Here is a 20,427-nt window from a genome sequence, read left to right as displayed (position 1 = left end):
TGCATCCCCTCCGCACGCCCCATCGGTTACCCTCCGCTCGATGGAGCCGCTGAATACGATCAATCGCTGGGGCGACCGCATGCGCGACCGCGCGCGCGTCGGCACCTTCTTCCGTTTCCTGGCCCGGCGCTTTCTCGACGACAACCTGTTCCAGGCCGCCGGCGCGCTGTCCTACACCACCGTGTTCGCTCTGGTGCCGCTGTCGATGGTGGTGTTCGGGGTGTTGTCGGCGTTCCCGGTGTTCGGCGAGTGGAGCGACCGCCTCAGCGACTACATCTTCTCCAACTTCGTGCCCTCGGCCGCGCGCTCGGTCGAGGCCAGCCTGAAGCAGTTCTCGGCCAACATCGGCCAGCTCACCGCGGCCGGCGTGATCGCGCTGGTGGTGTCGCTGCTGATCACCCTCAACGGGGTGGAATCCACCTTCAACCGGATCTGGCGGGTCAAGGCGGCGCGGCCGCAGGTCGGGCGCTTCCTGGTGTACTGGACCGTGCTGACCCTGGGCGCGCTGATGGCCGCGGCCAGCCTGGCGGTGTCGGCCAAGTTCTTCTCGATGGACGTGTTCGCGACCCAGCCCGGACGCCTGCTGGAGCGGGTGATGCTGCAGCTGGCGCCGGTGGCGATCGAGTGGCTGGCGTTCGCGGCGATCTACCGGGTGGTGCCGCACCGCACGATCCACTGGCGCCACGCTTTCGCCGGCGCGCTGCTGGCGGCCACTCTGTTCGAACTGGTCAAGTGGGGCATCGGCCTGTACCTGGGCAGCTTCGGCTCCTATTCCAAGATCTACGGCGCGTTCGCGGCGGTGCCGATCTTCCTGCTGTGGATCTACCTGAGCTGGATCGCGGTGCTGCTGGGCGCCTCGCTGGCGTCCTCGATCTCGGCGTTCCGTTACCAGCCGATCGGCATGCGCCTGCCGCTGGGCTTCGAGATGTACGGCCTGCTGCGCCTGCTGGCGCGCTTCAACGAGGCCCGCGCCGACGGGCGCGGCCTGCACAGCGACGAGATCCAGCAGCTCGAGCCCATGCTCACCGATACCCTGGTCCAGCAGATGCTGTCGCAACTGAATTCGATCAGCGTGGTCGCGCGCGCCGAAACCGGCGAATGGCTGCTGTCGCGCGACCTCGACGAGCTGTCGCTGGCCGAACTCTACGAAGCCTGCGGGCTGCGCATTCCGATCGCCGAGGCCATGCTGCCTTGCCGCGACGACTCGCTGGGCCGCTCCGCGGTCGCGGCGATGGACGAACTGCGCGTGCCGCTGCGCGATTTGCTCAAACGCCCCGTGTCCACCATCCACGCCGACCAGGAATGAACCCGATGACGCTACGCCGCCTCGCCCCGATTCTCGCGCTGTCGCTGCTGGCCGTCGCGCTCGCGGGCTGCAACAAGCCGGCGCCGGCCCCCGAGGCCAAGGTCGAGACGCCCGCGCCCAAGCCCGCCGACGCGCCCGCCGCACCCAAGCCCGTGGAGGCGCCGGCCGCCGCGTCGGAGGTGCCGGAACTGAAACTGGCGACGCTGGACAACGGCGAGTTCGAGCTGGCCGCGCACCGCGGCAAGTGGGTGGTGGTGAATTTCTGGGCGACCTGGTGCGCGCCCTGCCTCAAGGAAATGCCCGAGCTGTCGGCGATGGACGCGATGCGCGAACACATCGAGGTGATCGGCCTGGCCTACGAGGAAATCGAGCCGGCCGACATGCGCGCCTTCCTGAAGACGCACCCGGTGGTCTATCCGATCGCGATCGTCGACACCTACGACCCGCCCAAGGCCTTCGATACACCGCGTGGCCTGCCAATGACCTATCTGATCGGGCCGGACGGCAAGATCGCCGACAAGTTCCTCGGCCCGGTGACCGCGGCCATGATCGAAGGCGCGATCGCCAAGGCCGGCGGCCCCGCCGCACCGACAGAGGCCAAGCCGGGCCAGTCGTGAGCGCGGCGCGCTACTACGTCAGCGGCAAGGTCCAGGGCGTGTGGTTCCGCGCCAGCGCGCGCGAGCAGGCGCTGGCGCTGGACCTGCGCGGCTATGCGCGCAACCTCGCCGACGGCCGCGTCGAAGTACTTGCGGTCGGCGACGCGGCGGCGCTGGCGCGGTTCGAAATCTGGTTGCGACGCGGGCCGGTCAATGCACGCGTGGATGCGTTGGCGCGCGAGGATGCGGATGGGGCCGAGGCGGGCGAGGGCTTCGTTTGCGGCTGAGCGCCTTGCTCGTTTCCGCGTCTCTTCGATGCCCCGATTCCCGCCGGCCGTCATTCCCACGAACGCCGGCCCCGCCTTCGCGGAAATGACGGCAGTAGCGCGCGACTCACGCGGTTCCAGTCGCGCTGTTCGCCTGCTTGCCGACTCAGGCCGGCCCAGGCGCGAGCATCAACCGCCCATTCCGCCACTCGCGCTGCTCGCTCGCATATCCGCGCCGCTGCAGATAGTCGAAGATCGAGCGCACCGTCACCACCGGATACTCGCCTGACAATCGCGTGCCGACCGGGTGATCGGTGAAGGCTGCGTTGGCCGAGAACAGACCGCCGAGCACGCGCTTGGAATAGGGGATGTGGATGCGATCGGGCCGGAAGCCGTCGCGTTGCGCCCAGGCATAGGCCGCGCGGCGATCGTCGATGGCGATGCCGTCCGGCGCGTTCGCGGCCAGCAGTTCCAGCACCCAGGCGGTGGAATTCTGATACTCGCCGCTGCCGGGACGCGCGATCAGGCTGTAATGCGGCTGATGCAGGCTGCGCCGCGGCAGCGCGCGCAGGTGCGCGGCCAGGCGCTGCGCCTGCGCGGCTTGCAGCCAGACGATGCGCGCGTCCTGGTTGACCAGGTCGTCGCTGAAGAAATTGACCAGGCCTTGGGCGTAGAGGTGCGAGCGGTCGCTGCCGCATTCGTTGAGCAGATGGACCGCGGTCCAGCGCCCGTTCGGGTGATCGCGCACGACGAAGCCGACATGGCTGTAGACCAGCCCTTGCGCCGACAGGTCGGTGCCGACGCGCGCGATCAGGGCCACCGGCGCATCGCGTTCGTCCAAGGCCTCGGCCACGCGCAAGGCGGTGGCCGCGGCCGCGGCGACCTTGTCCGCCGACACCGTCTGCGCATCGCAGCGTGTGCCGGCCTCGGCGCGCGGTGTGGCGACGATCGCCAGCGTCAGCGCCATGGCCAGGGCGTAACCGCGCCAGGCCGACAGGAATCCGGTGCGCACGCGCGAGACCTCGCTCAGCCGATGCGGCGGCTGTGCAGCAGGGGGCGCGTGCGTTCGTTCGGCACGAAGCACAAGGTCCGGCCGGCCGCGCTGATCAGCCAGCCGGTGGCGAGCACGCTGACCTGCACGGCCTGACCGACGTGCAGGCCCAGTTCCTTGGCCGCCTCGGCCGACACATAGACCACGAAGGAGGCGCCGACGCCCACGGCCGAAACCGTGATCGCCACGCCCTGGGCGCTGGCGCCGATGCCGGAGACCGCGAACTTGGCGCCTTCCGACAAGGCCAGCGATACCGCGGCCGGCACTTCCACCGACGCGGCCAGGCTGGCTTCGGACTGGCGGCTCGCGCCGTCGGACTGCGCGGCCGCAAAAGCCGGCATCCCTGCCAGCAGACCGATCGCGGCCGAAACGGCCCAGACGAGAGGGAAACACCTGCGGAGTGCGAACCGGTGTGGAGCGGACCTGCGCATCGCGTTTGCTCGTCTGGACCTGGGGCCACGCTGGATCGCGCCCGCGCCGATTTCAACGGGTATCGGCGAGGTGGCTCCCGCAGCGCCACCGGGTAGCGTATTTTTATACCCATGGCCCTGTCCCTAGAACTCGTCGACGCCCTCAAGCGCTTCCTGCGCGCGCAGGACCTCACCTACCGCGACCTCGCAAGCCGCCTGAAGCTCAGCGAGGCCGCGGTCAAGCGCATGTTCTCCAAGCGCGCGATGAGCCTGGAGCGGCTGGAGCAGATCTGCGACGTGCTCGACGTCGGCCTGGCCGACCTCAGCGCCGAGGCCGCGCGCGGGCGCAAGGTCATGGCCGAGCTCAGCGAGGCGCAGGAGCAGGCCCTGGTCGACGAGCCGGCGCTGCTGCTGGCGCTGTTCCTGACCTTGAACCGCTGGAAGCAGTCGGACGTGCAGGAACACTTCCTGTTCGACGACGCGCAATGGACGCGTCTGCTGGTGCGCCTGGATCGGCTGGGCATCATCGAACTGATGCCGGGCAACCGCGGCCGCCCGCTGACGTCGCGCAACTTCCGCTGGCGCGCCGATGGCCCGATGGAGCGCTATTTCCGCTTGAACCTGCTCGGCGATTTCTTCGCCGATCCCTTCGACGGCGAGCAGGACGTGCTGCTGCTGCTCAGCGGCAGCCTCAGCATCGCCGGCATCCGCCAACTCAAGCAGCGCCTGGGCGAGGTCGCGCGCGAGTTCGACGCGCTGCTCGCGCGCGATGCCGCCCTGAGCGCGCGCGAACGCGTCGGCGTGAGCCTGGTGCTGGCGCAGAAGCCGTGGCTGCTGCAGCTGTTCCATCCGTATCGGCGTTCGCAGGCGGGCTAGGCGCTGCTGCGAACGCGAGGGCGGGCGCTTCGGTGAAGCGATCGCGGCTTACGCCGCTGCCACGGACGCCGCCTCGAGCTTGCTGTGGGAGCGGGGTGAGCCGCGATCGTCATTCCGAACGACCGTGCGCCCTCACTTCTTCTTGTTCGCGATCGGCTTGAGCGCGCCGTAACGTTCCTTCTTCGGCTTGCCCGGCAGCGGCGGGAACTCCAGTGTGCTGTCCGGCAGCTTGTGCTCGGGCGCGCGCGACAGCAGGTCGCGGATCAGGGTCAGCCGGCCCTGGCGTTGGTCGTTGAAATCGACCAGGGTCCAGGGCGCATGCTTGCTGTGGGTGGCCGCGAGCATGGCCTCGCGCGCGCGGGTGTAGTCGTCGTAATGCTTGCGCGCCTCGACGTCGATCGGCGACAGCTTCCAGCGCTTGAGCGGGTCGGCCAGGCGTTCGGCGAAGCGTTCTTCCTGCTCGGCCTGGTCGCAGCACAGCCAGTACTTGAACAGCACGATGCCGTCGTCGGTGAGCAGCTTCTCGAACGCAGGCGCCTGCTTGAGGAAGGCGGCGACCTGGGCCGGCTGGGCGAAGCCCATGACCTGCTCGACGCCGGCGCGGTTGTACCAGCTGCGATCGAACAGCACGATCTCGCCGGCGCCGGGCAGGTGCGGAACGTAGCGCTGGAAATACCACTGCGTGCTCTCGCGGTCGCTGGGCTTGGGCAGGGCGACGACGTGGCATTGGCGCGGGTTGAGGTGTTCGGTGATGGCGTTGATCGCGCCGCCCTTGCCGGCGGTGTCGCGGCCTTCGAATAGGATGACCACGCGCCGGCCGCTGTGCTGGACCCAGCGCGCGACGTCCGCCAGTTCCAGTTGCAGCGCTTCGAGCTGGGCCTCGTAGTCCTTGCGCTTGAGCTTGCTCATCGCTTGGCCTTCTTCTTGGCCGGTGCGCGCGGGGCGCGGCTGCGCTTGGTGCCGGCCATCGCGGTCGCCACTTCCAGCAAGGCGCCCTGCTGAGTAGTGCCGAGCGCGCGGTAAGCGGCCAGCAGATCGTGTTCGCCCTGGGTACGGGCCGGGTCGAAGGTGCTGGCCAGTTCCGACAGCAGCGCGCCGGCGGGGACGCCGAAGGTGCGCGCAAGCGCGTCGAGCTGGTCCTTGCCGGGCAGCTTCTCGCCCTGCAGCCAGGCGCTGACGGTGGCCACGCCGGCGCGCGGAATGGCGGTGGCGATGTCGGCGGCGTTCATGCCGCGGGCCTTGGCGAGCAGTCGCAAGGTGGTACCTAGCGGCATGGCGATCACTCCTTGTGAGCGGGTTCGAGCAGGCGGGGGCGCAGCGTGGCCAGATTGCAGGGCCGGGTGCGGGCGTCGAGCTGGGCGCGGATGATCTTGTCCCAGGCGGTGCGGCAGGCCGAGGTCGAGCCGGGCAGGCAGAACACGAAGGTGCCGTTGGCCAGGCCGGCGAAGGCGCGCGACTGCAGGGTCGAGGTGCCGATCTCCTCGAAGCTGAGCGCGCGGAACAGCTCGCCGAAGCCCGGCATTTCCTTGTCCAGCAGCGGCAGCAGCGCCTCCGGCGTGGAGTCGCGGCCGGTGAAGCCGGTGCCGCCGGTGACCAGCACGCCGTCGACCTCGCGGTCGGCGATCCACTGCGACACCGCGGCGCGCAATCGGTAGCGGTCGTCGGGCAGCAACTGGCGTTCGCTCAGGCGGTGCCCGGCTTCGCTCAGCGCTTGCACCAGATAGTCGCCGGAGCTGTCTTCGGCCAGGGTGCGCGAGTCCGATACGGTCAGCACGCACAGTCGCAAGGGGATGAAATCGCGTTCTGCGGTCATGGCGCGCAGCCTGGGCTGGGGGCTGAAAAAAAGCAAATCCCGATGGCCCTTGGTGGGCGACGTGACGCCGCAAAAGCAAATCCCCCTCAATCCCCCTTTTGCAAAGGGGGAAGACCAGCGGGGCGCGGTAGGAAGACGGGGCGCAAGGGTGGAAGACTGCGCGCAAGGGCGAGGGCCGGCGCACGCAGATGCTGAGCGATGCCAGCGGTTACCCCCTTTGGAAAAGGGGGGCTAGGGGGGATTTGCTTTGCGCCTTACCCGCGCACCGACAACGCCGCCGGCGCCAAGCCCTGCCGGTGCCGATGCCGATGCCGATGCGCCATCGCCACCACCGCGGCGGCAATGGTTCCCCCCTTTGAAAAAGGGGGGCTAGGGGGGATTTGCTTTGCGCCTTACCCGCGCACCCACAACGCCGCCGGCGCCAAGCCCTGCCGATGCCGATGCGCCATCGCCACCACCGCGGCGGCAACGGTTCCCCCCTTTGAAAAAGGGGGGCTAGGGGGGATTTGCTTTGCGCCTTACCCGCGCACCGACAACGCCGCCGGCGCCAAGCCCCGCCGATGCCGATGCGCCATCGCCACCACCGCGGCGGCGAAGTCGGCGGCATAGGCGTTCATGTCGAACAAGCCACTGTCGGCGCGCCGCTGCGCGAGCTGCGCGCGCAGCGCGGCCAGCGCCGCCGGATCGCCGCCCAGCGCGACCGCGCGCTCGACGAAGGCCGCGTCGCTGTCGACGTTCAGCGCGTCCAGACCGAGGTGATGGTTGAGGCTGCCGGCGACGCGCGCGGCGAAGGTGGCGCCGGGCCGGGTCAGCACCGGGCAGCCCGCCCACAGCGCGTCGGAGGCGGTGGTGTGGGCGTTGTAGGGCTCGGTGTCCAGAAACAGATCGGCATGGCGCAGGCGCGCCAGATACTCCGCATGCGGCTGCTTGGGCATGAACACCAGCCGCTGCGGCGCGACCTCCTGGGTCTGTGCGTAGGCGCGCAGGCGCGCGTCGGCCTCGCCCGGTCCCGACAGCAGCCACAGCACGCTGCCCGGCAGCGCGCGCAGCACCGCCAGCGCGCGCGCCATGCTGCGCGGGTTGAGCTTGTAACTGTTGTTGAAGCAGGCGAACACCGTGCCGGTCTCCGGCAGGCCGCAGTCGGTGCGCGACGGCGGCGCCAGGATCGCGCGCGCGGTGTCGGAGGGCTGGAAGCAGCGCGGCAGCCAGGCCACGGCCTCGCTGTAATGCGGCGCCATCCACTCGGGCAGGGCGTAGCGGTCGGCCAGCACGTAGTCGATCCACGGCGCGCCCGAGGTGCCGGGGTAGGCCAGCCAATTCACCTGCACCGGCGCCGGCCGCAGCGCCAGCGCTTCCGGCACGCCGCCGCCGCCCCAGCCGCGCAGGTCGAACAGCACTTCGATGCCGGCGTCGCGGATCGCCGCGGCCACCTGCGCGTGCGGGCGTTGCGACACATCGTGCAGCGCGTGCGCGGCGGCGTGCAGGCGCTGACGGACCGGGCCGCCGTCGTCGGCAGTGAGCGCGAACAGATGGGTCTGCAGCGCGGGCTGCGCGCGCAGGGCCTCGAACAGGGCGACCGTGAGCAGGCCGGTCGGATGCGCGCCGAAGCCGTTGGACAGGAAGCCGGCCCGCACCGGCGCGCCGTCGTCGGCGCGCGCGGCCATGGCGGGCAGGGGCCGCACGGCGCGCGCGATCTCGCTCGCGCGCAGACGTGCGCAGCGCAGTTGTTCGGCGGCGTCGGCATCCTCGCTGAGGAAGGCGAAGGGTTCCACCGCCGCGCGTCCGGCCGCGACCGCGTCGCGCACCTGGCGCGACAGCGCGTCCAGATCGCGCCAATCGCAGAGCCGACGCCGCCAGGCCAGCAGATAGGCCGCCAGCTGCGGTTCGTCGGGGGCGAGCGCGTGCGCGCGTGCGTAGGCTTGCGAGGCGGCTTCGGCCTCGCTGCTGTCTTCCAGCGCATGTCCCAGCCAGACCGCGATGCCGGGGTGATCGGGAGCATTGCGCGCGGCGTCGCGCAGGCTGGCCACCGCCTCGTCGCGCCGTCCCAGCATCCATTGCGCGCGTCCCAGGCGCGCCAGCGCTTCGGGATGGCCTGGGCGCAGCTTGAGCGCGCGCTGCGCGGCGTTCGCGCCCGCGTTGGCGTCGCCGGCGTCGAGCTCGTGTTCGGCCAGCACGATCCAGGCGATCGCGTCGCCGGGGTTGCGCTGCAAGGCCAGGCGCAGTTCGACGCGCGGGTCGTTCAAGGCGGCGGCCGGATCAGGCCGCACTCAGCGGCAGGTGGTAGCGCAGGGTGCCGTCGTAGCGGTGCCAGCCGCTGGCGTCGTACAGCGCCTGCGCGGTCCCGTTGTCGGGATTGGTCTCCAACTCCAGCCGCACCGCGCCGTCGGCGCGCGCGAATTCGGCGGCGGCGTTCAGCAGCGCCTGGGCGACGCCGCGGCGGCGCGCATCGTGCTCCACGAACAGGTCGTTGAGCACCCAGACGCGTGCGGCGCGCACCGAGGAGAACGTCGGGTAGAGCTGGGTGAAACCGGCCGGTGCGCCGTCGAATTCGGCCAGGAACACCACCGACTCGTCGCGCTGCAGGCGCTGGGCGATGAAGGCGCGCGAGACGGCTTCGTCGTAGCGCTGGGTGTAGAAGTGCCGATAGCGGTCGAACAGCGGCGCCAGGGCGTCGAGATCGTCGAGATGGGCGCGGCGGACGGTGACGGGCATGGGCGGCACTACTGGAGGGGCGTGGCCCGATTATGGCGCCGGCCCACCTGTGCGGCGATAGCCCACCCAGGTGCATTCTGTGGGAGCGGCGTGAGCCGCGATCGAGATATTCCGTAGCCTGCGCCGCTAATGGCCGTCCCGCGATCGCGGCTCACGCCGCTCCCGCAGGCAGCCGGCAGCGTCAGTCGTTGGTCAACCGCGCCAATTCGTCGGCCTGATGCTCCTGCATCAAGCGCGCCACCAGCGCGTCCAGCTCGCCGGCGATCACGTTGGGCAGGTCGTACAGGGTCAGGCCTTCGACGCGGTGATCGGTGATGCGGCCCTGCGGAAAGTTGTAGGTGCGGATGCGCTGGCTGCGGTCGCCGCTGCCGACCTGGAGCTTGCGGGTCTCGGCTTGCGCGGCGGCGGCCTTGGCGATCTGGGCCTCGGCCAGCATCGCCTTCAAGCGCTTCATGGCCTTGTCGCGGTTGGCGTGCTGGCTGCGCTCGGTCTGGCTTTCCACCACGATCCCGCTGGGTGCGTGGGTGATGCGGATCGCCGAATCGGTCTTGTTGACGTGCTGGCCGCCGGCGCCGGAGGAGCGGAAGGTGTCGACGCGCAGGTCGGCGGGATTGATCTCGATCGGCTCGCCCTCGGGCTCGACCGGGATGATCGCCACCGTCGCCGCCGAGGTGTGGATGCGGCCCTGCGATTCGGTCTCGGGCACGCGCTGCACGCGGTGGGTGCCGGATTCGAACTTCAGCCGGGAGTAGGCGCCGCGGCCTTCGACGCGGGCGATGATTTCCTTGTAGCCGCCGTGCTCGCCGGCGCTGGAGGATTCGATCTCGACCTTCCAGCCCTGGCGCTCGGCGTAGCGCGCGTACATGCGGAACAGATCGCCGGCAAAGATCGCGGCCTCGTCGCCGCCGGTGCCGGCGCGCACTTCCAGATACAGGTCGCCCTCGTCGCGCGGATCCTTGGGGATCAGGTGCGCGAGCAGTTCCGCGTCCAGGCTCAGCAAGCGTTCGCGCGCGGCGGCGATTTCCTCGTCCGCGAGTTCGCGCAGTTCGGGATCGCCGCGCATGGCCTCGGCCGCGTCCAGGTCGGCCTGGGCGCGGCTTTCGGCGGCCAGCGCGGTCGCCACTGGCTCCAACTGCGAGAATTCGCGCGACAGCTTGCGGAAGCGGTCGGCGTCGCCGATCACGGACGGATCGGCGAGCAGGCGTTCCAGCTCCTCGCGACGTTCGGCGAGGGCTTCCAGCTTGCGGCGCAGGGTCGGGGTCATAAGAGCCGGGATTCGGGAGACGGGATTCGGGATTGGCAAAAGCGGGCGACGCGTAGGGGCGTCGCTAGGCTTCGCGGTCCGAATCCGCATCCGATGCGGCATCGCCGCCAACGCCAGGCTGCTCGGGGAACAGCTTGTCGGCGGCGCGCGCGAGTTCGGCGTTGCCGCTCAGCGCCGCTTCGCGCAGGGCGATGGTGGGCGCGTGCAGCAGGCGGTTGGTCAGGGTGTGGGCAAGGAAGTTCAGCACCTCGGCCGGATCCTGTCCGGCCTCGAGCTGCTGGCGCGCCTTGGCCAGCACTTCCGCGCGCGCGGCCTCGCCGTGCGCGCGCAGGCGCTTGAGCGGGGCGGTGCGGGTGCTCGCGGCCATGGTCTCGACGAAGCGCGCGACCTGCAGATCGACGATGGCTTCGGCTTCGGTCGCGGCTTCGCGGCGGCTGCGGCGGTTGTCTTCGATCGCCCGTTCCAGATCGTCGACGGTGTACAGGAAGGTGTCCTTGAGCTCGGCCACGTCGGGCGCGATGTCGCGCGGCACCGCCAGGTCCAGCAGCAGCATCGGCCGATGCTTGCGCGTGGCCAGCGCGGCGGCGACCTGCGGCCGGCGCAGGATCGGTTCGCGGCTGGCGGTGGCCGACAGCACGATATCGGCTTCGCCGAGGTGGCGGTCGAGTTCCGACAGGGGCAGGGCCACGCCGCCGTGGCGGGTGGCCAGGTCCTGGGCGTGGCTGAGGGTGCGGTTGGCGATCAGCAGGCGCTTGGCCTTGGCCTGGACCAGATGGCGCGCGGCCAGTTCGATGGTCTCGCCGGCGCCGATCAGCAGCACGGTCGAGTCCTCCAGACGGGCGAAGGACTCCTGCGCCAGGCGCACCGCAGCCGAGGCCACCGAGACCGGGTTGGCGCCGATGCGGGTGTCCGTGCGCGCGCGCTTGGCGGTCGAGAAGGCCTGCTGGAACAAACGGTCGAGCTGGCTGCCCAGACTGCCGGCGCTACGCGCGGTGGCCCAGGCGTCCTTGACCTGGCCGAGGATCTGCGGCTCGCCCAGCACCAGCGAGTCCAGGCCGGTCGCGACCCGGAACAGATGCCGCACGGCCTCGGCATCGCGGTGGCGATACAGATAGGCGTGCAGATCGCCCATGTCGTCCGGATGCGTGGCCAGCCAGTCCGCCAGCGCGCGGCCGTCGTCGTCGGCGACCGCGTACAGCTCGGTGCGGTTGCAGGTCGACAGCAGGGCCACCTCGCTCACCTGCGGCAGCGCGCGCAGCGCGTCCAGCGCCGCGGGCACGGCCTCGCCCGAGAACGCGACGCGCTCGCGCAGGCTGACCGGCGCGGTCTGGTGGTTGATGCCTAGGACGAACAAGCTCATCGGAATGCGATGCGTCCTGGGACAGGGGCCGACGGCGGTCGACGGGGCGAGGTGGGGGACATCCGTTCAGGTGCTTGCGATAAGCTGCGGGCTGCTGAAGGCCGCCATTCTACCGGCCCTGTTGGTTTCGACGAATTCGATGGATTCGATGGGTTCGATTCATGCTGTCTCAAGCCGCCGTGCGCCCTCGCGCACGTTGAGCCTCCTCGCTGGCGCCGTCCTGGCGGTGTTGCTGGCGCCGGTCGCCGCCGCGCCCGCGGCCAAGCCGGCCGCGGCCGTGTCCGCCGACGCTTCGGCCGCCACCAGCGCGGCCCTGGAGCCGCTGCTGACCGGCGAGTTCGCGCTCCAGGCCGGCAAGCTCAAGGAGGCCGCGACCGCCTACGCCGCCGCCGCCCGCGCCGCCAAGGACAAGGAACTGGCCGCGCGCGCGACCGACATCGCGATCGTGGCCAAGGAAGACAAGCTGGCCGCCGAATCGCTGGCGCTGTGGCGCGAGCTGGGCGGCGAGGGCGCGCCCCTGCTGGCCTCGCAGGCGATCCTGGCCCTGCGCGGCGGCGACGAACGCGCCGCCCTGCGCGACCTGGACCGCCTGATGCTGGCCGACGACACCGGCTGGCGACGCGTGCTGGGCGTGCTCTCGACCGGCTCCAAGGACCCGCAGCAGGCCGCGCGCCTGCTGGAAAAGCTGATCGACGGCAGCCAGATGCCCAAGGACCTGATGGCCTGGGTCGCGTTCGGCCTGTACGCCCAGCGCCTGGACCAGCCCAAGCTGACCGAGCGCATCGTCGGCGAGGTGGTCGAGCGTTTCCCCGGCAATCCGCGGGTGAGCCTGCTGCGCGCCAGCCAGCTGCGCGAGGACGGCAACAAGGACGAAGCGCGCAAGGTGCTGGAGTCGATCGCCGCCCAGGCCGACACCGACCCGCAGATGCGCGGCCTGATCGCCCAGGAATACGACGCCCTGGGCGACCTGCCCGCGGCCGCCGCGATCCTCGGCCGCGGCCCGCAGGACGACCAGACCTACGCCCTGCGCGCCTCGCTGATGGCGCGCGCCGAGGACAAGCCCACGCTGACCAAGCTCTACGACGAGCTGCGCCGCAACGCCGCCAAGCCCGAACCGGGCCGGCGCCTGCTGCTGGGCCAGATCGCCGAATTCCTGGAGCGCAACGACGAGGCCCTGGACTGGTACCGCGGTGTGCCCGGCGGCCCGCAGCGCTGGGTCGCCAAGCTGCGCGCGGCCAACGTGCTGCACGAACTCAAGCGCGCCGACGAGGCCTACGCGGCCCTGCGCGCGCTGCAGTCCGACGCCTCGGCCGAGGACGACACCCGCCGCGACGCCTACCTGCTGGAGGCCGCGCTGCGCGCCGAGGACAAGAACGAGGCCGGCGAGCTGGACGCGTTCGCGCGCGGCCTGGCCGCGTTCCCGGACGAGCCGGAAGTGCTGTACGCGCGCGCTCTGAGCTACGAGCGCCGCGACGACATCCCGCGCGCCGAGGCCGATTTCCGCCGCATCCTGGTCGCCGAGCCCGACAGCGTGGCCGCGCTCAACGCGCTGGGCTACACCCTGGCCGATCGCACCACGCGCTATCAGGAAGCGCTGGAACTGATCCAGCGCGCGCGCACCGCCGAACCCGACAACGCCGCGATCATCGACAGCTACGGCTGGGTGCTCTATCGACTGGGCCGGAATCAGGAAGCCCTGGTCGAGCTGCGCCGCGCCCTGACCCTGCAGAAGGATCCGGAGATCGCCTCGCACCTGGGCGAGGTGCTGTGGGCGGTGGGCAAGAAGGACGAGGCGCGCAAGTATTTCGAGCAGGCGCGCAAGCTGGATCCCGAGAACCGCGCCCTCAAGCGCGCGCTGGAAAAGACCGGCGCATGAAGGCGCGCGCGCTGACCGTGGCGGCCCTGGCCGCACTGCTGAGCGCGTGCGCGGGGCAGGTCGTGCGCGGCCCGGCACCGCCGCCGCTGGCGCCCGCCGCCGCCGAGGCCGCCCAGGCCGCGCGCGAGAGCGAATTGCGCGCTCAGACCGGATGGTCCCTGAGCGGCCGCATCGCGCTCAGCAACGGCCGCAACGGCGGCTCCGGGCGGATCGAATGGCGGCAGGACGGCGATCGCTACGAAGTCGCGCTCAGCGCCCCGGTCACCCGGCAGAGCTGGCGCCTCAGTGGCGATGCTGCCGGTGCGCGCCTGGAGGGCTTGGAAGGCGGCACCCGCAGCGGCCCCGACGCCGCCGCGCTGCTGCGCGAGGCCACCGGCTGGGAGATTCCGGTCGCGGCCCTGAGCGACTGGGTGCGCGGCCTGCGCGCCGTGGGCCAGGGGCCGGCGAGCGTGCGTTACGGCGCAGACGGCCGCCCGGCTCGAATCGAGCAGGGCGGCTGGGGCATCGACTACCGTTGGCCCCCGGGCGATGGCGCGGGCGGCCCGGCGTTGCCGTCGCGGCTGGATGCGGTGCGCGGCGAGGCCAAGGTCAAAGTCATCGTGGATGAGTGGCAGGCGACCGCGCCTGCGCCAGTGCCCACGGCCGCGGTGCAGACGCCTTGGGTGCCGATCGACAATTCGATGGCGGCACGACTGCGCAAGGAGTTGGCGGGACTCAATCTCAACGATCCCGCTGCGGACATGTTGGCCAATGTCGAACGCGGCGATCTGGGCGCGATCGGCATCTGCGGCTATAGCTGCGACACGCCAGGGCTTGCGCATGACGCGCCTGGGGTGCGTGGCGGGCGCAATCTCGCCGGCACCAGCGACATGATCCAGGGTGCCGAGCATATGAAACTGATGAACCAGGCCAGCGCTTATGCGCTCGCCTACAACCGCGCGTTGAGCGATTGGCTGCGGCGTCACCCGACCGGTTCATCCGCCCCGAAAGGCCCGTAAGCGGCTCCGCCACGCGATCCACCGACCATGTCCGCCGCTCCTCCCGAACACCCCTGGTCCCTGTGGCCCGCCCCGGCCAAGCTGAACCTGTTCCTGCGCATCACCGGCCGCCGCGCCGATGGCTACCACCTGTTGCAGACCGTGTTCCGTCTCCTGGACTGGGGAGACTCGATTCGCCTGCGCGTGCGCGACGACGGCCGCATCGTGCGCCACGGTGCCTCGGTCGCGGGCGTGCCCGAGGATCAGGATCTGACCATTCGCGCGGCCAAATTACTGAAAGAATCGGCTATCGTCGCTCAAGGTGCAGATATCGTCATCGAAAAGCGCATCCCGGCGGGCGGCGGTTTCGGCGGCGGCTCGTCCGATGCGGCCACCGTGCTGCTCGCCCTGGATGCGCTCTGGGGCACAGGCCTGGGCGTGGATCGCCTGGCCGAGCTGGGCCTGAGCCTGGGCGCGGACGTGCCGGTGTTCGTGCGCGGCGACAACGCCTGGGCCGAGGGCGTGGGCGAGGCCCTGTCGCCGATCGCGCTGGCGCCGGCCTGGTATCTGCTGGTCGACCCCGGCGTGCATGCGCCCACCGCGGCCTTATTCCAATCGGCTGAATTGACGCGGGATGCTGCGCCCGCGACAATATCGGACTTCGTTTCGGGTATGCCGCTCGGGAATGCGTTCGAGCCGGTTCTGCGCCTGCGCGAACCGGCTGTGGAAGCCGCGTTCGTCGCCTTGTCGCGAGTCGGTACGCCGCGTCTGACCGGCTCCGGCAGCGGCTGTTTCGTCGAGTTCGCCACACGCGAATCCGCCGAAGCGGCGCTGACGGTAGTGCCTTCCGGTCTTCGGGCCTGGACGGCGGCCGGCGTCGCGCGGTCTCCGTTGCACGCCGTACTCGAAACACACCTTATGCAGGGGCGTCGCCAAGAGGCCCAAGGCACCAGGTTTTGATCCTGGCATCCGTAGGTTCGAATCCTACCGCCCCTGCCAGTAACAACGGTTTTTGAATAGGCCCGATCCGGCCAGACCTCCGGATCGGACATGGACGTCGCCCGCCACGGTCAGAGCGAAGCGGAGAAGACAAAGTGCAGAACGATCGCAGCCTGCTGGTATTCAGCGGCAACGCAAACCGCCCGCTCGCCTTGGCTGTATGCAAAGAGCTCGGCATCCGTCTCGGCAAGGCGCTGGTCGGTCGGTTCTCCGACGGCGAAGTCCAGGTCGAGATCGAAGAGAACGTGCGCCGCCAGGAAGTGTTCGTGATTCAGCCGACGAACGCGCCGACGGCCGAGAACTTCATGGAACTGCTGGTGCTGATCGACGCGCTCAAGCGCGCATCGGTGACCAGCGTGACCGCGGTGGTGCCGTACTTCGGCTACGCCCGCCAGGATCGCCGCATGCGCTCCTCGCGCGTGCCGATCACGGCCAAGGTCGCGGCCAAGATGTTCGGCGCGGTCGGCGCCGACCGGGTGCTCACGGTCGATCTGCATGCGGATCAGATCCAGGGCTTCTTCGACATCCCGGTCGACAACGTCTACGCCTCGCCGCTGCTGCTGGCCGATATCTGGCGCGCGCACGGCACCGACAACATGGTGGTGGTGTCCCCCGACGTGGGCGGCGTGGTCCGCGCCCGCGCGATCGCCAAGCGCCTCGACGACGCCGACCTGGCGATCATCGACAAGCGCCGTCCGCGCGCCAACGTCTCCACGGTGATGAACATCATCGGCGACGTGGCGGGCAAGACCTGCGTGCTGGTCGACGACATCGTCGACACCGCCGGCACCCTGTGCGCGGCCGCGGCCGCGCTCAAGGCGCAGGGCGCGACCAAGGTGGTCGCGTACTGCACCCATCCGGTGCTGTCGGGCGCGGCGATCGACAACGTGACCCGTTCGCAGCTGGACGAGCTGGTGGTGACCGATACCATCCCGCTCACCGACGCGGCCCGGGCCTGCGGCCGCATCCGTCAGCTCAGCGTGGCCGAGCTGCTGGCCGAAACCATCCGCCGCATCGCCTTCGGCGAGTCGGTGAGTTCGCTGTACGTGGACTGATGAAATCCGCGCTTCCGGCTTCGGCCGGGAACGCAACACCGCTCACCTGGTCGCGGGTGAGCGTTCTTTACCGCCGCGAGGCGGTTCAACGCAGTAAATGTGAGTAAACGAAAATGTCCGAACACATCATCAAGGCCACTGGCCGCAGCGTCGAGGGTAAGGGTGCGAGCCGCCGCCTGCGTCGTGCCGCCAGCATCCCGGCCATCATCTACGGCGGCAAGGCCGCTCCGCAGCCGGTCCAGCTCGATCACGAGAAGGTCTGGCTGGCCAGCCAGAACGAGTGGTTCTACTCCTCGATCCTGACCCTGGACGTCGACGGCAAGTCCGAGAGCGTGCTGCTGCGCGATATGCAGCGCCACCCGTACAAGCAGATCATCATGCACCTGGACTTCCAGCGCGTGGATGAGAACCAGGCGATCCGCGTCGCCGTGCCGCTGCACTTCCTCAACGAGGACAAGTCGCCGGCCGGCAAGTCGGCCGACGTCGTGGTCACCCACGAGCTCAACGAAGTCGAAGTCAGCTGCCTGCCGAAGGACCTGCCGGAGTTCCTGGAAATCGACCTGTCCGCGCTGTCGGTCGGCGATATCGTCCACCTGTCCGAGATCAAGCTGCCCAAGGGCGTCGAGATCCCCGAGCTGAAGCTGGGCAAGGAACACGATGTCGCCATCGTGATCGCCAAGCACGGCAAGGAAGAAGTCGAGGCTCCGGCCGAGGCTCCGGCCGAAGTCCCGGCGGCCAAGGTCGCCAAGAAGGACGAAGACAAGAAGTGATCGCCTGCCGGCGCGCCCTGACCGGCGCGCCGGTTCGCGTTCGCGGACTGTACTGATCCATGGCGGGACTGCGCCTGATCGTCGGCCTGGGCAACCCCGGCGCCGAATACACCCGGACCCGGCACAATGCCGGGTTCTGGTTTGTGGACGCCCTGAACGAGAAGTTCGGCGGCCGCTTCGGCCTGGAATCCAAGCTGTTCGGCGAGACCTCCAAGGTCGAGATCGGCGGTCGTCCGGTCTGGCTGCTCAAGCCGGCCACGTTCATGAATCTGTCCGGCAAGTCCGTGACCGCGGCGCTGCGCTACTGGAAGATCGAGCCCGAAGAGGCGCTGTTGGCGCACGACGAGCTGGACCTGGCGCCGGGCACCGCGCGGCTCAAGTTCGACGGCGGCCACGGCGGCCAGAACGGCTTGCGCGACACCATCAAGCTGCTCGGGCACGGCAAGTTCCACCGCCTGCGCGTGGGCATCGGCCATCCCGGCCACAAGGACAAGGTCACCCCGTGGGTGCTGGGGCGACCCGGCCGCGACGACGAGGCCTCGATCCTGCGTTCCATCGACGACGCCATCGACGTGCTGCCGCTGGCGGTGCAGGGCGACGTCAACGAGGCGATGAAGCGCCTGCATACCTCCAAAGCCTGACGATTGGCGATTGGGGATTCCGGACACGCCCAGGCGGCGAGTCCGGAATCCCGAATCACGAATCACGGACCACCAGCCATGGGCATCAAATGCGGCATCGTCGGCCTGCCTAACGTCGGCAAGTCGACCCTATTCAACGCCCTGACCAAGGCCGGTATCGCCGCGGCCAACTTCCCGTTCTGCACCATCGAGCCCAACGTGGGCGCGGTGCCGGTGCCGGATCCGCGCCTGAACGCGCTGGCCGAGATCGTCAAGCCGCAGAAGCTGATCCCGACCGCGGTCGAGTTCGTCGACATCGCCGGCCTGGTCGCCGGCGCGGCCAGCGGCCAGGGCCTGGGCAACAAGTTCCTGGCCCACATCCGCGAGGTCGACGCGATCACCCACGTGGTGCGCTGCTTCGAGAATCCGGACGTGATCCACGTCAACAACAAGGTCGACCCGATCGCCGATATCGAGACCATCGATACCGAGCTGGCCCTGGCCGACCTGGAATCGGTGGAAAAGGCCCTGCAGCGCGCCGAGCGCAGCGCCAAGACCGGCGACAAGGAGGCCAAGCTCCGGGCCGAAGTCCTGGGCCGGGTCCGCGCCGGCCTCGACGCCGGCCAGCCCGCGCGCGCGCTGGGCCTGTCCGAGGACGACGTGGCCCAGGTCCGCGATCTGTTCCTGCTGACCCTCAAGCCGGTCATGTACGTGGCCAACGTGCTCGAGGACGGCTTCGAGAACAACCCGCACCTGGACGCCGTGCGCGCCCGCGCGGCCGGCGAGGGCGCCCAGGTGGTGCCGATCTCGGCCGCGATCGAGGAGGAGCTCAGCCAGCTCGAGGACGCCGACCGCGACGCCTTCCTGGCCGACCTGGGCCTGGCCGAGCCGGGCCTGAACCGCCTGATCCGCGCCGGCTACGCCCTGCTGGGCCTGCAGACCTATTTCACCGCCGGCGTGAAGGAGGTCCGGGCCTGGACCGTCAAGGCCGGCTCGACCGCCCCGCAGGCCGCGGCGGTGATCCACACCGACTTCGAGAAGGGCTTCATCCGCGCCGAGACCATCGGCTACGACGATTTCATCAAGTACAAGGGCGAGGCCGGTGCCCGCGACGCCGGCCGCCTGCGCCTGGAAGGCAAGGAATACCGGGTCCAGGAAGGCGACGTGCTGCACTTCCGTTTCAACGTTTGAGGCTCGGAACGGGCCGAGTCGCGCGCTCCGGAAAAAAATCTGCGAAACTTGTGTCCGGACACGTTGACTTCCTCCGTTTCGAGCGCCAGAATTGCGGGCTCTTTTGGAGGGATACCCAAGCGGCCAACGGGGGCAGACTGTAAATCTGCTGGCTTACGCCTTCGGTGGTTCGAATCCACCTCCCTCCACCAGTTAGTTCCAACGCTGTAGCGGTTTCCGGCGCGGGAGTAGTTCAATGGTAGAACCTCAGCCTTCCAAGCTGATGGTGCGGGTTCGATCCCCGTCTCCCGCTCCATTGATTCTGCTCCAGGCGACACCATTACAGCGGTAGAAAAGTTTCACGCTCACGTAGCTCAGTCGGTAGAGCACCTCCTTGGTAAGGAGGAGGTCGAAGGTTCGATTCCTTTCGTGAGCACCATCCAAGCAGTACGTCCAACGCAGCAAGCCACCTAAAGAAACCAAGCGAGAAGCGAGTCATGGCCAAGGGTAAATTCGAGCGCACCAAGCCGCACGTGAACGTGGGCACCATCGGCCACGTGGACCACGGCAAGACCACGCTGACCGCAGCGCTGACGAAGGTGGGCGCGGAGCGTTTCGGCGGCGAGTTCAAGGCGTACGACGCGATCGACGCGGCGCCGGAAGAGAAGGCGCGCGGCATCACGATTTCGACGGCGCACGTCGAGTACGAATCGGCGAACCGCCACTACGCGCACGTGGATTGCCCGGGCCACGCCGACTACGTGAAGAACATGATCACGGGTGCGGCGCAGATGGACGGCGCGATTCTGGTGTGCTCGGCCGCTGACGGCCCGATGCCGCAGACCCGCGAGCACATCCTGCTGTCGCGTCAGGTCGGCGTGCCGTACATCGTCGTGTTCCTGAACAAGGCCGACATGGTGGACGACGCCGAGCTGCTCGAGCTGGTCGAGATGGAAGTTCGCGAGCTGCTGACCAAGTACGAGTTCCCGGGCGACGACACCCCGATCATCCACGGTTCGGCCCGTCTGGCGCTGGAAGGCGACCAGTCGGAGATCGGCGTGCCGTCGATCCTGAAGCTGGTGGACGCGCTGGACACGTTCATTCCGCAGCCGGAGCGCGCGATCGACAAGCCGTTCCTGATGCCGGTGGAAGACGTGTTCTCGATTTCGGGCCGCGGCACCGTGGTGACCGGCCGTATCGAGCGCGGCATCATCAAGGTGGGCGACGAAATCGAAATCGTCGGTATCCGTCCGACGCAGAAGACCACGGTCACGGGCGTCGAGATGTTCCGCAAGCTGCTGGACCA

At 69.5% G+C, this 20,427-nt stretch carries 21 protein-coding genes and 4 tRNA genes; 16 read left to right on the top strand and 9 right to left on the bottom strand.

What is annotated here, in order from left to right; translation table 11 throughout:
* Positions 1–40 precede the first annotated feature (40 nt).
* Genes BMZ45_RS20865 through BMZ45_RS20855 form a run of 3 tightly spaced genes read left to right on the top strand, consistent with a single transcriptional unit; the run spans position 41 to position 2,189 of the window.
* Positions 41–1,306, top strand: coding sequence for a YihY family inner membrane protein (locus BMZ45_RS20865; protein ID WP_091638440.1), 1,266 nt, complete (start codon positions 41–43; stop codon positions 1,304–1,306).
* Between the two features lie 5 nt (positions 1,307–1,311).
* Entirely contained in the window at positions 1,312–1,923 is a 612-nt protein-coding gene (locus BMZ45_RS20860; protein ID WP_091638449.1) for a TlpA family protein disulfide reductase, read from the top strand.
* Positions 1,920–2,189 carry an acylphosphatase gene (locus BMZ45_RS20855; RefSeq protein ID WP_091638439.1) on the top strand — a complete coding sequence of 90 codons (270 nt, stop codon included), beginning with the start codon at positions 1,920–1,922 and terminating at the stop codon, positions 2,187–2,189. The genes BMZ45_RS20860 and BMZ45_RS20855 overlap by 4 nt, the downstream gene beginning before the upstream one ends.
* A gap of 145 nt (positions 2,190–2,334) precedes the next feature.
* Here the strand turns inward: BMZ45_RS20855 and BMZ45_RS20850 are convergent, their stop codons facing one another.
* Both BMZ45_RS20850 and BMZ45_RS20845 read right to left on the bottom strand, forming a co-directional pair.
* Positions 2,335–3,180 (bottom strand): DUF2145 domain-containing protein, encoded by an 846-nt coding sequence (locus BMZ45_RS20850; protein ID WP_091638438.1) that lies wholly within the window; start codon positions 3,178–3,180, stop codon positions 2,335–2,337.
* 14 nt (positions 3,181–3,194) lie between these two features.
* The gene (locus BMZ45_RS20845; RefSeq protein WP_091638437.1) at positions 3,195–3,560 is read right to left on the bottom strand and encodes a hypothetical protein; all 366 of its coding nucleotides are present in this window, start codon (positions 3,558–3,560) and stop codon (positions 3,195–3,197) included.
* Between the two features lie 201 nt (positions 3,561–3,761).
* Here BMZ45_RS20845 and BMZ45_RS20840 point away from each other — a divergent pair, with 201 nt between their 5' ends.
* On the top strand, positions 3,762–4,505 hold the full coding sequence (locus BMZ45_RS20840) for a helix-turn-helix domain-containing protein (protein WP_091638436.1): 744 nt from the start codon (positions 3,762–3,764) through the stop codon (positions 4,503–4,505).
* A gap of 132 nt (positions 4,506–4,637) precedes the next feature.
* Here the strand turns inward: BMZ45_RS20840 and ppk2 are convergent, their stop codons facing one another.
* From ppk2 to hemA, 7 genes are all read right to left on the bottom strand, one after another.
* Positions 4,638–5,414, bottom strand: coding sequence for a polyphosphate kinase 2 (gene ppk2 / locus BMZ45_RS20835; RefSeq protein WP_091638435.1), 777 nt, complete (start codon positions 5,412–5,414; stop codon positions 4,638–4,640).
* On the bottom strand, positions 5,411–5,779 hold the full coding sequence (locus tag BMZ45_RS20830) for a helix-turn-helix domain-containing protein (RefSeq protein WP_091638434.1): 369 nt from the start codon (positions 5,777–5,779) through the stop codon (positions 5,411–5,413). Before BMZ45_RS20830 ends, ppk2 begins: the two co-directional genes overlap by 4 nt.
* Before the next feature lie 5 nt (positions 5,780–5,784).
* Positions 5,785–6,318, bottom strand: a complete 534-nt coding sequence (gene moaB, locus BMZ45_RS20825) for a molybdenum cofactor biosynthesis protein B (protein ID WP_091638433.1) — start codon at positions 6,316–6,318, stop codon at positions 5,785–5,787.
* Positions 6,319–6,836: 518 nt separating this feature from the next.
* Entirely contained in the window at positions 6,837–8,561 is a 1,725-nt protein-coding gene (locus BMZ45_RS20820) for an O-linked N-acetylglucosamine transferase, SPINDLY family protein (protein ID WP_091638432.1), read from the bottom strand.
* A gap of 13 nt (positions 8,562–8,574) precedes the next feature.
* Positions 8,575–9,030 carry a GNAT family N-acetyltransferase gene (locus BMZ45_RS20815; RefSeq protein ID WP_091638431.1) on the bottom strand — a complete coding sequence of 152 codons (456 nt, stop codon included), beginning with the start codon at positions 9,028–9,030 and terminating at the stop codon, positions 8,575–8,577.
* Between the two features lie 181 nt (positions 9,031–9,211).
* Positions 9,212–10,294, bottom strand: a complete 1,083-nt coding sequence (prfA, locus tag BMZ45_RS20810) for a peptide chain release factor 1 (protein WP_091638430.1) — start codon at positions 10,292–10,294, stop codon at positions 9,212–9,214.
* A 64-nt stretch (positions 10,295–10,358) separates the two neighbouring features.
* On the bottom strand, positions 10,359–11,654 hold the full coding sequence (gene hemA, locus BMZ45_RS20805; protein WP_091638429.1) for a glutamyl-tRNA reductase: 1,296 nt from the start codon (positions 11,652–11,654) through the stop codon (positions 10,359–10,361).
* A 196-nt stretch (positions 11,655–11,850) separates the two neighbouring features.
* Here hemA and BMZ45_RS20800 point away from each other — a divergent pair, with 196 nt between their 5' ends.
* From BMZ45_RS20800 to BMZ45_RS20745, 12 genes are all read left to right on the top strand, one after another.
* Positions 11,851–13,530: a tetratricopeptide repeat protein gene (locus tag BMZ45_RS20800; RefSeq protein WP_254776720.1), complete on the top strand. Its 1,680-nt coding sequence runs from the start codon at positions 11,851–11,853 to the stop codon at positions 13,528–13,530.
* Positions 13,527–14,528 (top strand): lipoprotein insertase outer membrane protein LolB, encoded by a 1,002-nt coding sequence (gene lolB / locus BMZ45_RS20795; protein WP_091638428.1) that lies wholly within the window; start codon positions 13,527–13,529, stop codon positions 14,526–14,528. Before BMZ45_RS20800 ends, lolB begins: the two co-directional genes overlap by 4 nt.
* Before the next feature lie 27 nt (positions 14,529–14,555).
* Positions 14,556–15,467 (top strand): 4-(cytidine 5'-diphospho)-2-C-methyl-D-erythritol kinase, encoded by a 912-nt coding sequence (gene ispE / locus BMZ45_RS20790; RefSeq protein ID WP_091638427.1) that lies wholly within the window; start codon positions 14,556–14,558, stop codon positions 15,465–15,467.
* Positions 15,430–15,506, top strand: a tRNA-Gln gene (locus BMZ45_RS20785). Before ispE ends, BMZ45_RS20785 begins: the two co-directional genes overlap by 38 nt.
* A gap of 95 nt (positions 15,507–15,601) precedes the next feature.
* Positions 15,602–16,561, top strand: coding sequence for a ribose-phosphate diphosphokinase (locus tag BMZ45_RS20780; RefSeq protein WP_056183252.1), 960 nt, complete (start codon positions 15,602–15,604; stop codon positions 16,559–16,561).
* Positions 16,562–16,674: 113 nt separating this feature from the next.
* The gene (locus tag BMZ45_RS20775) at positions 16,675–17,331 is read left to right on the top strand and encodes a 50S ribosomal protein L25/general stress protein Ctc (protein WP_091638426.1); all 657 of its coding nucleotides are present in this window, start codon (positions 16,675–16,677) and stop codon (positions 17,329–17,331) included.
* A 59-nt stretch (positions 17,332–17,390) separates the two neighbouring features.
* Positions 17,391–17,972 (top strand): aminoacyl-tRNA hydrolase, encoded by a 582-nt coding sequence (pth, locus tag BMZ45_RS20770; protein WP_091638425.1) that lies wholly within the window; start codon positions 17,391–17,393, stop codon positions 17,970–17,972.
* Between the two features lie 78 nt (positions 17,973–18,050).
* On the top strand, positions 18,051–19,142 hold the full coding sequence (gene ychF / locus BMZ45_RS20765; RefSeq protein WP_056183241.1) for a redox-regulated ATPase YchF: 1,092 nt from the start codon (positions 18,051–18,053) through the stop codon (positions 19,140–19,142).
* 105 nt (positions 19,143–19,247) lie between these two features.
* Positions 19,248–19,333 (top strand) — tRNA-Tyr (locus BMZ45_RS20760).
* 30 nt (positions 19,334–19,363) lie between these two features.
* A tRNA-Gly gene (locus BMZ45_RS20755) sits at positions 19,364–19,437 on the top strand.
* Positions 19,438–19,484: 47 nt separating this feature from the next.
* Positions 19,485–19,560, top strand: a tRNA-Thr gene (locus BMZ45_RS20750).
* A gap of 58 nt (positions 19,561–19,618) precedes the next feature.
* The coding region (locus BMZ45_RS20745; protein WP_091638424.1) for an elongation factor Tu at positions 19,619–20,427 on the top strand (809 nt) is incomplete at its 3' end.

It is taken from the genome of Lysobacter sp. cf310, from assembly GCF_900114355.1.
In the GTDB taxonomy this organism is placed as follows: domain Bacteria; phylum Pseudomonadota; class Gammaproteobacteria; order Xanthomonadales; family Xanthomonadaceae; genus Lysobacter.
Note: the sequence above shows the minus strand (reverse complement) of the source record. Positions and strands in the feature narration are given on the sequence as shown.